Origin of the sequence: Desulforhopalus vacuolatus, assembly GCF_016918505.1 — a bacterium.
Taxonomy (GTDB): Bacteria; Desulfobacterota; Desulfobulbia; order Desulfobulbales; family Desulfocapsaceae; genus Desulforhopalus; species Desulforhopalus vacuolatus.
Genome location: NZ_JAFFPZ010000044.1, coordinates 1 through 14,310, shown reverse-complemented (window position 1 = coordinate 14,310; position 14,310 = coordinate 1). Strand labels below are relative to the sequence as shown.

At 50.8% G+C, this 14,310-nt stretch carries 11 protein-coding genes; 8 read left to right on the top strand and 3 right to left on the bottom strand.

The window, feature by feature from the left end; genetic code table 11:
* Window positions 1–190 precede the first annotated feature (190 nt).
* A complete protein-coding gene (aat, locus tag JWG39_RS15080) occupies window positions 191–874 on the top strand; it encodes a leucyl/phenylalanyl-tRNA--protein transferase (RefSeq protein ID WP_205220271.1) in 684 nt (227 codons plus the stop codon).
* Window positions 867–1,457 (top strand): TSCPD domain-containing protein, encoded by a 591-nt coding sequence (locus JWG39_RS15075; protein ID WP_205220270.1) that lies wholly within the window; start codon window positions 867–869, stop codon window positions 1,455–1,457. The genes aat and JWG39_RS15075 overlap by 8 nt, the downstream gene beginning before the upstream one ends.
* A 17-nt stretch (window positions 1,458–1,474) precedes the next feature.
* On the opposite strand, the gene JWG39_RS15070 is transcribed toward JWG39_RS15075, so the two are convergent.
* Window positions 1,475–3,577: an HD domain-containing protein gene (locus tag JWG39_RS15070; protein WP_205220269.1), complete on the bottom strand. Its 2,103-nt coding sequence runs from the start codon at window positions 3,575–3,577 to the stop codon at window positions 1,475–1,477.
* Between the two features lie 77 nt (window positions 3,578–3,654).
* Here JWG39_RS15070 and rnr point away from each other — a divergent pair, with 77 nt between their 5' ends.
* Both rnr and JWG39_RS15060 read left to right on the top strand, forming a co-directional pair.
* Window positions 3,655–5,847 carry a ribonuclease R gene (gene rnr / locus JWG39_RS15065; protein WP_205220268.1) on the top strand — a complete coding sequence of 731 codons (2,193 nt, stop codon included), beginning with the start codon at window positions 3,655–3,657 and terminating at the stop codon, window positions 5,845–5,847.
* Complete coding sequence (locus JWG39_RS15060; protein ID WP_205220267.1) at window positions 5,847–6,590, top strand: RNA methyltransferase; 744 nt, start codon at window positions 5,847–5,849, stop codon at window positions 6,588–6,590. The genes rnr and JWG39_RS15060 overlap by 1 nt, the downstream gene beginning before the upstream one ends.
* A 1,106-nt stretch (window positions 6,591–7,696) precedes the next feature.
* Here JWG39_RS15060 and JWG39_RS15055 read toward each other — a convergent pair.
* Window positions 7,697–8,350: an endonuclease III domain-containing protein gene (locus JWG39_RS15055; RefSeq protein ID WP_240192166.1), complete on the bottom strand. Its 654-nt coding sequence runs from the start codon at window positions 8,348–8,350 to the stop codon at window positions 7,697–7,699.
* Complete coding sequence (locus JWG39_RS15050) at window positions 8,337–9,461, bottom strand: 6-phosphofructokinase (protein WP_205220266.1); 1,125 nt, start codon at window positions 9,459–9,461, stop codon at window positions 8,337–8,339. Before JWG39_RS15050 ends, JWG39_RS15055 begins: the two co-directional genes overlap by 14 nt.
* A 318-nt stretch (window positions 9,462–9,779) precedes the next feature.
* On the opposite strand from JWG39_RS15050, the gene JWG39_RS16955 reads away from it, so the two are divergent.
* From JWG39_RS16955 to JWG39_RS15025, 4 genes are all read left to right on the top strand, one after another.
* Window positions 9,780–10,109 carry an IscA/HesB family protein gene (locus JWG39_RS16955; RefSeq protein ID WP_338032233.1) on the top strand — a complete coding sequence of 110 codons (330 nt, stop codon included), beginning with the start codon at window positions 9,780–9,782 and terminating at the stop codon, window positions 10,107–10,109.
* Between the two features lie 334 nt (window positions 10,110–10,443).
* Complete coding sequence (locus JWG39_RS15035; RefSeq protein ID WP_205220263.1) at window positions 10,444–10,773, top strand: IscA/HesB family protein; 330 nt, start codon at window positions 10,444–10,446, stop codon at window positions 10,771–10,773.
* 189 nt (window positions 10,774–10,962) lie between these two features.
* Window positions 10,963–13,563 carry an ATP-dependent chaperone ClpB gene (gene clpB / locus JWG39_RS15030; protein WP_205220262.1) on the top strand — a complete coding sequence of 867 codons (2,601 nt, stop codon included), beginning with the start codon at window positions 10,963–10,965 and terminating at the stop codon, window positions 13,561–13,563.
* A 137-nt stretch (window positions 13,564–13,700) separates the two neighbouring features.
* Entirely contained in the window at window positions 13,701–13,991 is a 291-nt protein-coding gene (locus tag JWG39_RS15025; protein WP_205220261.1) for a hypothetical protein, read from the top strand.
* Window positions 13,992–14,310: the final 319 nt, after the last annotated feature.

Genomic DNA, 14,310 nt, shown 5'->3' with positions numbered 1-14,310 from the left:
CTTGATGATGCCCATGGCGTGGGAGATGAGCATCAAAAAGCTCTACCACACCCATTCGTTTGAGAAGGCCAATCAGCAGGACAAAATCATCAATTCTTTCGGTTAAAACTTTTGGTATAGTAGTCATTTTGGCAGTTAATCAAAAAAAAGAATAAATTGAAATAATTTTACGCGAATGGTGAGGTATAACATGCCCATTTTCCATCTCACTGAAGAGGTTACATTTCCTCCTCCCGAACTCGCCGAACCAGACGGCATTCTTGCCGTAGGAGGTGACCTTCGTCCGGAGCGGCTGCTCGCCGCCTACCGACAGGGAATTTTCCCATGGTACAGCGAGGGTGAACCGATACTGTGGTGGTTCACCGACCCGCGCCTTATTATTGATCCGGCAGAGTTTCACATCCCCTCGCGCCTTGCCCGCTACCGTCGCAACTCCGGAGTCGAAATCCGCTTTGATACCGCCTTTGAGCAGGTCATCCAGAACTGTGCCGGAATTCGCACCGAGGCAGGAGATGAGACGTGGATCCTGCCGGAGATGATTGAGGCCTATATCAAAATGCATCACCTCGGCTACGCTCACTCGGCGGAGAGCTGGCTCAACGGAGAGCTTGTCGGCGGGCTTTACGGCCTCTCGCTCGACCGGGTTTTTTTTGGAGAATCGATGTTCTCCAGAGTCTCAAAGGGATCTCAGTATGCCCTGGCCGGACTGGTAAAATTTCTGGCAGGCCGCGGCTGTAAACTGATAGACTGTCAGATGACGACAAAACATCTCCAGCGTTTCGGAGCAAAAGAAATTGCAGGAGCCCTTTTTCTCGGGGCACTGGAACGCTGGATAAAAAAGATTGAACCCCAACAATGGAATGACCATGAGTGATAAAACTCTCGCAGCTACAATCTCCTCCGAAACAATCGCCGAAAAACAGTGCATCCTCTGCGGCGCAACTGCCGGGCTGACAGAGACCGCCGCAGGCACAATCTGCCCCGACTGCATTGCGCTCACCCGACGTATCGCCGAAAACCCGGAGCTGCTGCAGATCCTTGCCCGAACTGCGGGAATCGCACCACCCTCAGCAAAGCAGAAAGAAATGCCCGACGTGCTCGACGGAATTCGCTTCCGCACCACGGATCGCGATCGCAACATCTGGTATGTTTCGGTGAGTGAAATTGAAGGACGGCCGGTGGAGCTGTTTGCCTCTTCGGCCTTTGAAAGTGAGCAGCAGTTGCAGGCCAAACTCTCCAACCTGACCACCATCACGAGGCTTACATCTCTTATTTTACGTCATATTTTTCTTGGAGAGCAGCTTTCACTGGGCAAAGTCCTCACCCAGCTGCAGCGCAGCTCACGACAGCCTAACGATATTCCCGAAATGCTGGCGCGGATTCTTGCTCACTATGAGACAGGGAAGGGAAAGAAACAGCTTTTTGATGAGACAGAAAAAGAAGAGCTTATTCCATAAGGGGCGGGTGCAGCGGCCTATACCTCCAGCTCAAACTCAATAGGAATGGACGTATGGGCAAAGTGGGCATTGACCTTCTGCAGTACAGACAGATCATGTACCTTAAAGACCAGTTCCCAGGGAGGATTTTCAAAGGCGGTGGTAAGCACTTCAAGGTGGAGCACTTTCATCTCTGCAGGAGCAGATGCCATCGCCTCCAGTAATTCTTTTCGCCCTGCTTTCAACACATAATACATCTGCGATTTACGCACATGGGTATCGTGCTTCTCCCAGCGCACCTCAACAATATCCTCCCGTTGCAGATTCAATTTTTTGTATTTTAGACACTGCGGGCGATGAATAGAGATCCCGCCCGGAGTAAGCAGGCCAACATTGTCATCATGTGTCGGATCAGGTTTGCAGCAGGAAGAGAGTTTCACCGTAACCGGATCAAGGGTCTTCAACTCAATCTGATTGAATTCCGAACATCCTTCAATGCGTTTTGAAATTCCGTTGTTCAACAGAGTAATTACCCCCTCCATGACGTGGCGAAGACGATATTTTCCTTCCCCGATTCCCCGGTAGAAAAGTTTAAAGCTCTCTGCCGAGAAGTGTTTCCGCAACGTCTCCCTGCCTGTCCCTTCAAGGATATCTGTGGTCAGACCGTATCGTGCCAGTTCCTGGGCAAAAAGACTCTTTCCCACTTCAGTGGTCACCTTGCCGCGACGCAGATTGAAGCTCCGAGCCAATTCGGCACGTGCCCGGGGTGTCTTGCAACGCATCAGCATGCTCTGATCAAAGCGCACCGGCATCTCGGCGCGAAGTATGCGGACCATATCGCCATCCTTAAGCACGTGCGTCGAGCCAACCTTGCGGTTGCGAATCATGGCACCGGTACAGCTGAGTCCAATCTCAGTATGAACGCGGAAGGCAAAATCAAGTACAGAGGAACCGCTTGGCAGATAGATAAGATCACCGTCGGGAGTATAGGTATAGATCTCCTTAACGCCGCTGGCGGCGATAACATCACGATAGGAAACCGCCTTTTCGCTGCCGAGAATATCGAACATTTCCTGGATCTCTCGGATAAAACGCCCCTGTTTTTCCCTTTTTGAGCTCCAGTTTTTGAACAGACCGCGCTGTGCTTTGCGCTGCATTTCGCGGGTGCGGATTTTGAAAAAGAATTTCTGTCCTTCAATGATCGCCCGGGCGTGCAGGCCCTGATAACCGGTTTGCTTTGGGTTGGAAATAAAGTCGCGGATAGTTCGGGGAATAGGCGGATACGTCTGGTTGAGCAATCCCAGCAGACTGTAGCATTCCTGAAGAGTATCCCCCAGCAGGACCACCTCCTGCGGAGTGTCAATTTTCTGCAGCAGAACTTTGTTGTGCACATCGTAGTAGGCCCAGAGGCGCTTGGTGCGGATATCCACCTCACAGTTTTCACCCGCTGCCGCTGTGGCCTCCTGAAGAGTTTTCACCACTTTTTTGCCGAGAGCTGATTTGATCAGCCGGGCGATAAGGTGATTAAGCCGCCCGCCCTGACGCGGATATTTATAGAGAAGAGCAAGATCATACATCTCCCGCTTCATATTAAAGAGACCGAGGGCTCCGGCAAGGGGCGCGTAGATCGCCAGCGTCTCCTCAGCGATACGTTGCCGTTTCGCCTTTGGCATCGCCTGCAGGGTTCGCAGGTTGTGCAGCCGGTCCGCAAGTTTAACCAGCATGACCTCTGGACGCAGCGCCGCACCGGAGAAGATCTTGCGGTGAGTCCGGCGACTCTGGGTCTGGCGATCGCCGGAGATATGAGTCACCTTGGTACACCCCTCCACAATCGCCCGCACATAGAAACCAAACTTCTCCTCGACCACCTCCGGTGTCACATTATCGACATCCTCCACCGTATCATGAAGAAGTGCAGCTGCGAGGATCTCCGGGTGCTCAACATCCATTTCTTTAATGAGGATCCGGGCCACAGAACAAGGGTGCAGGATATAGGCATCGCCGGACTTACGCCACTGATCCCGGTGGGCGACGGTTGCAAAATCAAGCGCTGACCAGAACACCGAAGCCCCTTCGACGTGACCAATCAGTCCTTGCATTTGCGTGCGATACAGTTCAAGATTGAAAGGAATATGCTGCATAAGTTCACCAAAATGACGTGCTGCGAATTAATTACGAATTGCGTCTCAATTTCTGAGAAAACAAAATCGGCGAGAAAATGTCCAGAAAAAAGAAAAACTCCAAACCAGCAGAGCACAAGCGTACCAGCGAACGCAGGGCTCCTGCCACTCCTTTTGATATTAGCCGATTTCGTACCGAAAACGTAGTAATTGCATTACTCGACGAGGCCAAGTCCCTGAGTGAAGAGAAGATCTGCACTGAGATGACCGACTGGACCAGACCGAAAGCGGTACAGAAAAGCATTAATGAGCTTGTCGGTCAGGGATTTGTACAGCGCAGCGGCGAAGAATACGTCTTGAATCCCCGGGCACCGCTCTTTCGCGGCCGATTAACGCAAAACATCAAAGGATTCGGTTTCGTTACCGTAGATGGAGTCGGCAGCCGCAAGGCTGACCGAAACGACCCTTATATCCCCAAGCATGAGATTCGCGGCGCCATCCACGGCGACCGGGTGCTGGTCCGGGCGATACCACAGACCCAGAGACGCCGCCCCGAATTTACTGTCGTCCGCGTGATGGAAGAAGCCCCGAATATTCTCTGCGGCATTCTCCGCGAAAAGGGGGGGATTTTCTTCGTCACTCCGGATAATTCCCGGATTCCTTTCAAGATCCGACTGACCGAGACAGCACTCGATAAAGCACAGCCGGGAGATGTGGTTCGGGTCTCTTTTGAACGCGCCGGAGACGGCAAAACCCGCCCGGGGAAAATTCTTGCCATTCTCGGCTCCCCCGCCCTTATCGACACACAGATGAAACTGGCCATTGAAAAGTTCGAGCTGCCCCACCAATTTTCTGCTGCCGCCATCGCCCGGGCAAAAAGCCAAACGATCAGTGAAGCGGAGTTTGAGGGGCGTGTTGATCTGCGCCACACCATGCACGTTACCATTGACGGTGCCACCGCAAAAGATTTTGATGACGCCATCTGCGTAGAAAAAACCGAAAAGGGAACCCGTCTTTTCGTCTCCATCGCCGATGTGAGTCACTATGTTACGCCCGGCAACGCACTGGATAAAGAGGCCTACGAACGTGGAACCTCGGTCTATTTTCCCGGCCGGGTCATCCCCATGCTCCCCGAAGAGCTCTCCAATAATCTCTGCTCCCTTGTTCCCCTTGAGGATCGTCTCACCATGACCGCCGAGATGGAATTTGACGCTGACGGCAAGATGGTCAACTCAAAATTCTACCATTCCGTCATTCTCAGTAAACGACGCTACACCTACGACCGGGTATGGCAGCTGCTTGAAGGCGCGGCGCCGGAGGAAGATACCCCTTTCCTGCCCATGCTTCGGCAGGCACGGGAACTGGCGGAAGTCCTGCGTGGGAAACGCTTTGCCCGTGGCGCAATCGACTTTAATCTGCGTGAACCAGTCTATCTTCTCGATGAGAAAGGCGGGGTCGCCTCCATTAAACCGGCGCAACGCAACGAGGCACACCGGCTGATTGAAGAATTCATGCTGATTGCCAATGAAACAGTGGCTCAGTATCTCACCTCTCGAATCACCCATCCACTCTTTCGTATTCATGAAAAACCGGACGCGGCAAAAATTAAAGATTTTGTCCAGTTCGCAAGTCGGCTCGGCGAAAAATTGCCGAAATTCAACAAGGAACCACAGTGGTTTTCAATCGTACTCGACCGTTTCAAGGGCGGGAAATACGAATATATCATAAATAACCTGCTCCTGCGCAGCCTTAACCAGGCACAATACTCGACTGAAGAGAACGGCCACTTCGGGCTCGCGTCCCCTGCCTACACCCATTTCACCTCGCCTATCCGGCGCTATCCAGACCTCATCGTCCACCGCATGCTCTCCGCGATATGTGAGGCTGGTGGCAAAAAAAGTCGAAAACAAAAGTTTTCCCCCGCCCCGACCGGAGAAGCGGCAACGTTTCTTTCCCAGCGGGAGCGTGTAGCCGTTGACGCTGAACGGGACATGAATGACCGCCTGAAAGTGGCCTATATGAAAGACAAGATGGGAGAGCATTTCAAGGCAATCATCTCCGGCGTTTCAGAGAATACACTCTTTGTCGAACTTCTTGACCCCTGTGTCAGTGGTGCGATTCCGCTCGAGATGCTCGGCGACGATTATTTTTTCTTCGATAAACAAAACTTTCGGGTTTACGGAGAGCTCACCCGACAGGAGTATCAGCTCGGAGACCAGCTCACGGTCCAGCTCACCGACGTCAGCATGAGCCGGCGGCAGCTCACCTTTCAACCAGTACTGGAGAAGTAATGAAAGGATTGCAGGACGTGAGTATTGTTCTGGTTCGCCCGCGGATTCCGGAAAACATCGGTTCCGCGGTACGGGTGGCCAGCAACTTCGGCATCAGCTCGGTTATCCTTGTCCGTGACAAAATGCCCAACCGCAAGAGAATGGCAAAGACCGCCACCCATAACACCTCAGACCTGCTTGAGACAATGCCGTGTTATGCCTCGCTTCCGGAAGCTCTCCAGGATTTCAATCTGGTGGTGGGAACAACGGCGCGGCGTGGACGGCAGCGTTTTGCGGAACGCAGCCCCAAACAGGTTATGGAGTGGTTGCGTCCGCAGATGGAAAAAAACCGGGTGGCACTTCTCTTCGGCCCGGAAGATTCCGGTCTGTCAAATGATGATTTGAAACTCTGTCAGATAACCTCCGCCATTCCGACCGACAACTTCTCCTCTCTCAACCTTGCCCAGGCAGTAGCCATCCACTGTTATGAGCTCTTCCAGACCATGGTCCACGAGCCGAAAGCAACAACACCAAACCCGACCATGGCCAGCTCTCAGGAGCTGGAGAGCATGTATACTTCCCTTGAAGAAGCATTGTTCGAGATTGACTTTCTGAATGAGGAGGAGCAACGGCGAAAGATGGGAAATATCAGACATTTCTTTGCCCGCAATGGACTGGAATCTCGGGATACCCAGTTAATCCGGTCGATCTGCAGAAAATTTCTTTTCCACCGCACCGGCTCCTATGAGGGAAGCGGAAAATAAGAAGGGAGAAAGGAGAAAGGAGACGGGAGAAAGGGAAAAGCGAAAGACGGTAAGGCAATTTTTACCGCGAAGAACGCGAAGGAAGGCGAAGAAAGGCGAAAAGCAAAAGACGGAACAGCGAAAGGCTTTTTGCCAACGAATAAAAGCTCGAATAAGGCGAATAAAGGCAAAGACAAAAAGAGAGACAGGAAAAAGGGAAAGGCAGAAACAGAAACAGAAACAGAAACAGAAACAGAAACAGAAACAAAAGGAACCACGAATGGACACGAATAAACACGAATAATTAATCATTTGTAATCGCCAAAAAAGGCAAAAACCTTTGAGAAAAAGATTTTAAAACTAAACAGGGCTTTGCTGTTGTTGTTATATCTTTACTCTTCGCGTTCCTTCGTGTCCTTCGCGGTAAAAATTGCTTTTCCGCTGTTTGCTTTGCCCTTATTCGCATGATTCGAGCCTTTATTCGTTGGGAAAAAGGCTTTTGTCGTTCCGTCTTTTACAAGGGACTCTTTAGCACAACAGGCGTCTTATCTCACAACGAACGTCATCAAGTTTTGTTGCCCTGCTTTTTCCTGCCTCCTGTCTCCCGTCTCCTTTCTCCCTTTTTGCCTTTTTGCCTTTCTTCGCGTTCCTTCGTATCCTTCGCGGTAAAAATTGCTTTTCCACTGTTTGCTTTGCCCTTATTCGCATGATTCGAGCCTTTATTCGTTGGGAAAAAGGCTTTTGTCGTTCCGTCTTTTACAAGGGACTCTTTAGCACAACAGGCGTCTTATCTCATAACAAACGTCATCAAGTTTGTTGCCCTGCTTTTTCCTGCCTCCTGTCTCCCGTCTCCTTTCTCCCTTTTTGCCTTTTTGCCTTTCTTCGCGTTCCTTCGTGTCCTTCGCGGTAAAAATTGCTTTTCCGTTGTTTGCTTTGCCCTTATTCGCATGATTCGAGCCTTTATTCGTTGGCAAAAAGTCTTTTGTCGTTCCGTCTTTTACAAGGGACTCTTTAGCACAACAGGCGTCTTATCTCACAACGAACGTCATCAAGTTTGTTGCCCTGCTTTTTCCTTTCTCCCGTCTCCCGTCTCCTGTCTCCCTTTTTCTCTTTGTCGTGCCAGTGTCTCACCAGCGGCGATGCAAACCATCCAGCGGACACCCCTCACAGCGGGGAGCCTTTTTTTTACAGAAATCCTTCGCCACCCGTACAATCAAACCGTGATACTCCCCATAGAGCTCCGTATCCTCCGGCAGGTTGTTGACAAACTGTTCCTGGATGGAGTGGTAGTCACTCTCCTCATCAACCATGCCGTGCCGTGAAAAGACACGGTGGGTGTACGTGTCCACCACAAAAGAGGGCTTCTTACAGACATAGAGCAGTATCGCATCGGCCGTTTCCGGTCCGATTCCCTTTACCGCCAGCAGCTGCTCCCGCAGAGGGTGCAGTTCTCCCTTACAAAACAGTGCAAAATCACCTCCATACTCTTCTTCCACCAGGTTAATGAGATTACGCAGCCGCTGCGCCTTCAGATTATAGTACCCTGAAGAGCGAATAAGCGGCGCAATCTCATCCGGAGCAAGCTGTGCAAAGGTCTCATACTCCAGCAGCCCCCTCTCTCGAAGACCGGCAAGGGCCTTGTCCACATTGCTCCAGCTGGTATTCTGGGTGAGCACAGCTCCGACAAGGATCTCAAAAGGGGTATCGGCAGGCCACCAGTGCTGAGGCCCGTAATGGTCAAAGAGGATGTGATACACCTGCTGAAAATCAGTCATCAGCATTGAGTTCGAACTCCTCTTCTCCGAGCCGGTCTCCAAGGCAGATACCAATATCACGGGCAGTTATCACCTTGTCACTCTCAAGATCAACCTTCTTCCGCCGTTTGATCGCCTCGGCAATTGGCACCGCCAGCATCTCGGAATCACGCAGGGCAACCATGTGATCAAACTGTTTCCGTTCCACCATGCGAACTGCAGCCGCCCCGAAACGCAGAGCCAGCAGCCGGTCAAAGGTTGTGGGAGAACCACCGCGCTGAAGATGCCCAAGGACGAGGGAGCGGGTATCTTTTTCCGTACGACTGTGAATCTCCCCGGCCACCCACTCGGCAACTCCGCCGAGAATCATTTCGGCGCGTCCGAGTTCCCCACAGCCCTTGTTAAAGCCTTTTCCGTCACAGGTCACCGCACCCTCTGCGGCCACCACGATAGAATAGTGCTTGTCGCGCAGGTCATTATCGAGAATCTTGTTGCACACTGCCTCAATGTCAAAGGGAATCTCCGGCAACAGAATGACATCAGCTCCGCCGGAAATACCTGAATAGAGTGCAATCCAGCCGGAATCACGTCCCATAACCTCAACAACCATCACCCGGTCATGAGACTTGGCCGTAGAATGCAGCTTGTCCAGAGCGTCGGTAGCGGTGGAGACGGCGGTATCAAAACCGAAGGTACGTTCCGTCATTTCGAGGTCATTGTCGATGGTCTTCGGAACTCCGATTACCGGCATCCCCTTCAGGGCAAAACGATGGGCGATATCGAGGCTGCCATCACCACCAATGGCAATATGGCAGTCGAACCCCATCCTCTGAAAATTTTTGAGAATCTTATCGGAGATATCAAGAACCTGCACCTCCCCTGCCAGATTTGTTACCGGACGGGAAAAAGGATTTCCCTTATTCGTCGAACCGAGAATCGTCCCGCCAAGATTATAGATGCCCTCAACATCTCTGGGATAGAGGCGCACAAGGTCATCCACATCAAGAAAACCGCCATAACCATTACGGCTGCCGAACACCTCCCAGCCCCGCTTGTAACAACTGTGCACGACTGAATAGATGACCGCATTGAGGCCCGGTGCATCCCCGCCACCGGTAGAAATAACAATTTTCTTCATTACTGTACTCTCCTGATCAAGTTATCGATGGCTGTGCAGAAGAAGACGTCGAATTACATCCTTCCCTTCACAGACACACGGACGGGACTCTTCAGAGTCAAATACTGCACTGTTTCACTTCTTCTACTTTAGCTCATATCCCGGTAAATTCAAAAGAGGGAGAGTAGACTTTTCGCGCATGGCACAAAAAAGCTTGCGAACTCCAGAAAAAATTTTATTGTTACGAGCAGTACGCATTTTTTTTCAGATCAATTGAAAGGATATGCCAGGAGAGAGCTGGTTGCAGCTCTCAAAATTATTTTCTGGAGGATATATACCATGGCAGAATTGACAGTAACAGATCTCGCTGTTACCAAACTGGCCGAATACCTCGCGGACAACAGCATTGAGTCTGCGTTGCGTATTGCACTTATGCAGGGCGGCTGAAGCGGCCCCGCTTTGGGATTGGCTCTGGATGAGCCAAAAGACAACGATAAGGTTTATGACAAAGAGAATCTGAAATTCCTCGTCGAAGAAACTCTCTTCGAGACCACTGGGAATATTACTGTGGACTATGTGGATGCAGGCCCGGGCTCCGGGTTCGGGATCACCTCCGAAAGACCGGTTGGTGCCGGAAGTTCCTGCGGTTCATGCAGCTCCTGCGGTTGAGAAGTTGAAGTAAGACATCCGGGTACATTGAAGGACGGGTTATTCAATGTTTCCATCTGTCTTGCGGACAGCTCCCTCACCGGGGGCTGTCCTTTTTTTTGTTGTAAAATTATCCGCGCCTTTCTGTATCGTTCCCGTCACTTCCTGTTTTCTTCACTCTCCTTCTTGAGCAGGTAATCCCCTGTCCGCACTCCGCAAAAAAAAGCTTATGCCCCTGTAAAGAATTTTGCTGTCTCCGAAACGGGCATTTTTTTGAGATCAACTTCAGTCTTCAAAAAGAAGTTGGCAGGCGGGCTGAAACCAGCTCTTAAAACTCTTTTATTGAGGATGTATCATGGCAGAATTAATAGTAACAGATATCGCGGTTACCAGACTGAACGAATACCTTGCGGACAACAGCATTGAATCCGCGTTGCGCATTGCACTCATGCAGGGGGGATGCAGCGGCTCTTCTCTCGGACTGGCTCTGGATGAGCCTAAAGATAATGACAAAATTTATGATAAGGACAAGTTGAAATTTCTCGTTGAGGAAGGCATCTTCGACACTACTGGTGACATCACCGTAGACTATATCGACGCAGGTGCAAACTCCGGCTTCAGCATCACCTCCGAAAAACCGGTTGGTGGTGGCAGCTGTTGTGGTTCATGCGGTTCCTGCGGCTAAACACCTGTTACAAAACCGCTGTTTTTTCGAGGCAGTTCCCATCCCGGGAACTGCCTCTTTTTGTGTCAATATTTTGACACAATTCTTGACACGACTTCTCCTCTCCTTATTTTGTCTTCTATTAAAGAATGCGTTTGTGACCACAAGAAAGGTCGGAAAAACCACCAATTATTGAGAGGGAGAAAGGTTATGCAATTCGATAAATTTACCGTTAAATCCCAGGAAGCCGTACAGGCGGCGCAACAGCTTGCACGCGACAACAATCACCAGGAAATTCGCCCCGTCCACCTTGCCATCGCACTGATGAAACAACCCGATGGAATCGTGGTACCGGTGTTGCAGAAGCTCGGGGCAGAGCCCTCACTTGTGCTGATGGAATTGAACAGGCAGTTCGAGAATATTCCCAAAGTCAGCGGCGGTGGCGCAGGACAGGTCTATGCCTCCAACGAGCTGCAGAAGGTATTCGACGGTGCCTTAAAAACTGCTCAAAAGATGAAGGATGATTTTGTCAGCGGAGAACACCTTTTCATGGCCATCCTGCAATTCGGCGGAGATGTATCCACCTCCCTGAAGCAGAGTGGTGTGAAGAATGAGGAATTTCTCCAGGCACTTTCACAGATCCGCGGTTCCCACCGGGTAACCGACCAGTATCCCGAAGAAAAATATCAGGCGCTGGAGAAATACGGGAAAAACCTCACAGATCTTGCCCGACAGGGTAAAATTGACCCGGTTATTGGCCGGGATGAAGAGATCCGTCGTATCATTCAGGTGTTGTCCCGGCGGACGAAAAACAACCCTGTCCTTATTGGTGAACCGGGCGTTGGAAAAACTGCCATTGCCGAAGGTCTCAGCCAGAGGATAGTCGAAGGAGACATCCCCTCCGGCCTGCACAACAAGCAGGTCATTACCCTTGACCTTGGTGCACTTATCGCCGGGGCAAAATATCGTGGTGAATTTGAAGACCGACTGAAAGCGGTGCTGAAAGAGGTGGAAGAGAAAGCCGGGGAAGTTATCCTCTTTATTGATGAAATTCATACCCTGGTCGGTGCCGGTGCAGCGGAAGGATCCATGGATGCCTCTAATATGCTGAAACCGGCCCTTGCGCGGGGGGAACTCCACTGCATCGGGGCGACCACGCTGGATGAATATCGTAAATATATAGAGAAAGACAGCGCCTTGGAACGACGTTTTCAGCCGGTACTCATCCAGGAACCGAGCGAAGAGGATACCATAGCCATCCTGAGAGGGATTAAAGAGAAGTATGAGGTGCATCACGGGGTACGTATCAAAGACTCCGCCACTGTTGCGGCCGTCACCCTCTCCAGCCGTTACATTACCGATCGATTTCTGCCCGACAAGGCCATCGATCTTATAGACGAAGCTGCCTCGCAGCTGCGTATTGAGATTGATTCCATGCCGGTGGAAATTGATGAGCTGGAACGGCAGAAGATCAAACTGAAAATTGAGAAGGAAGCGCTGAAAAAAGAGAGCGATGACACCTCGAAAAAACGTCTTGAAGAGAGTAAACGCAAACTTGCCGAGCTCGACGACAAGCTCAATGTAATGAAGGCACACTGGACACTGGAAAAGGATACCATTCAGTCAATCCGCAGCATAAAAAGCGAGATTGATGCCGCACAGGCAGAAGCTCAGCGCCTTGAACGAACCGGCGACCTGAGCAAGGTCGCAGAGATTCGTTACGGCAGGCTGATTGAACTCGAGAAGAAGCTTGAAACCGCAAACGCCGCCCTGCGGAAAGTGCAGGAAGGACAGATGATGCTCAAGGAAGAGGTCAGCGCTGAAGACATTGCCAACATTGTCGCAAAGTGGACCGGCATTCCGGTAACCAGACTGCTTAAAGGTGAAAAAGACAAACTGGTGCATGCTGAGACCGAACTCGGGAAAAGAGTCATAGGTCAAAGAGCGGCGATCAAAGCAGTTTCTAATGCAGTGCGCCGGGCGAGAGCCGGCCTGCAGGATCCGAACAGGCCGCTGGGTTCCTTTATCTTCATGGGTCCGACGGGAGTCGGTAAAACCGAACTGGCGAAAAGCCTTGCCGATTTTCTCTTTGACGATGAAGGCGCAATGATCCGTATCGACATGTCTGAGTTTATGGAAAAACACAGCGTCGCCCGACTCATTGGGGCCCCTCCAGGCTATGTGGGTTACGATGAAGGTGGTTATCTGACGGAAGCTGTGCGGAGGCGTCCCTACTCTGTCATTCTCTTTGATGAGATTGAGAAAGCCCATCCTGACGTATTCAACATTCTGCTGCAGGTTCTTGACGACGGCCGGATGACCGATGGCAAGGGGCGGACGGTGGACTTCAAGAACACTATTATGATTATGACCTCCAACCTCGGCTCCAGTCTGATTATGAGCATGAATGAGGAGGGGCGGAACCGTGCGGAAGTGCAGAAAGAGATTGATCAGTTACTCTTCAGCAAGTTTAAACCGGAATTCCTCAACCGAATTGATGAGACTATTATCTTCGACAAACTGGAGAAAGAGGACATTATCGCCATTACTGATATCCAGCTTGGCAAACTGGCAAAACGCCTGACTACTCAGGAAATAACCATCATATTCAAGGACTCCGCCAAAGAACTTCTGGCAGAACACGGGTATGATCCGACCTTCGGAGCCCGTCCACTGAAGCGGACTATACAGAAAGAGCTTGAGGACCCGCTTGCCATGCTGCTCCTTGATGGGGAGCTCCCCCCGGAGAGTGAGGTCGTAGTCGAAGGAATCGATGCAGAATTGACGTTCACCACAAGCAAAACGTCGTAAAACTCTTTACTCCTGAGGACAGCTGGTTTACAAAACCTCTTGCAGGAAAACACAAGGGTACCCATAATTAACCAGACCTGCCGGACAGGATGTGAATTCAGAAAACACACCTGTCCGGCATTATTTCAGGAGAAAACATGAACGAAACAATTGATGACCTCACTATGAACTATGAGGAAAATGATGTTCTCATCGTCAAAGAAACGGGCAAGGAAGTCCTTTCTAAAGGTGCATGGGCGACTCTTCTCTACCGCTACAATGATCTCGACCGCAAGACCGGTGAGTACGGCAAGGATAAATACTCCATCCGTCGCTATCAAAAGCAGCAGGGAGAGTATCGCCAGAAGTCTAAATTCAACATATCAAGTACCGACCAGGCGAAGAAGATCATCGCCGCGCTCTCTTCCTGGGTTGATGAAGAGAAATAAGAACAGCGAAATAACAGTGGGATAAGGAGAAAACGTACTCTTTGAGTCTTTTCTCCTTGCTCTTTATTCTTCGATCACGTATATTCCCGCCTTCGTTGCAGATTACATGGGCAGGACGCCACAGAGACTCTGCATCGGAGAGTAAAAAAAGAGTTGACAGGATGGATCAGAAATGATAAATACTGACGGCTCGCCGGACGCAAAAACTGCACTGCAGGGAAAGCAAACGGCAGGAAAGAAAAGAAAATAAAAAGTGTTGACAGAGCGGTTAGAATTTGGTAAAAACTTGCTCCTGTTGCACAGCGGAATTCGCACCGCA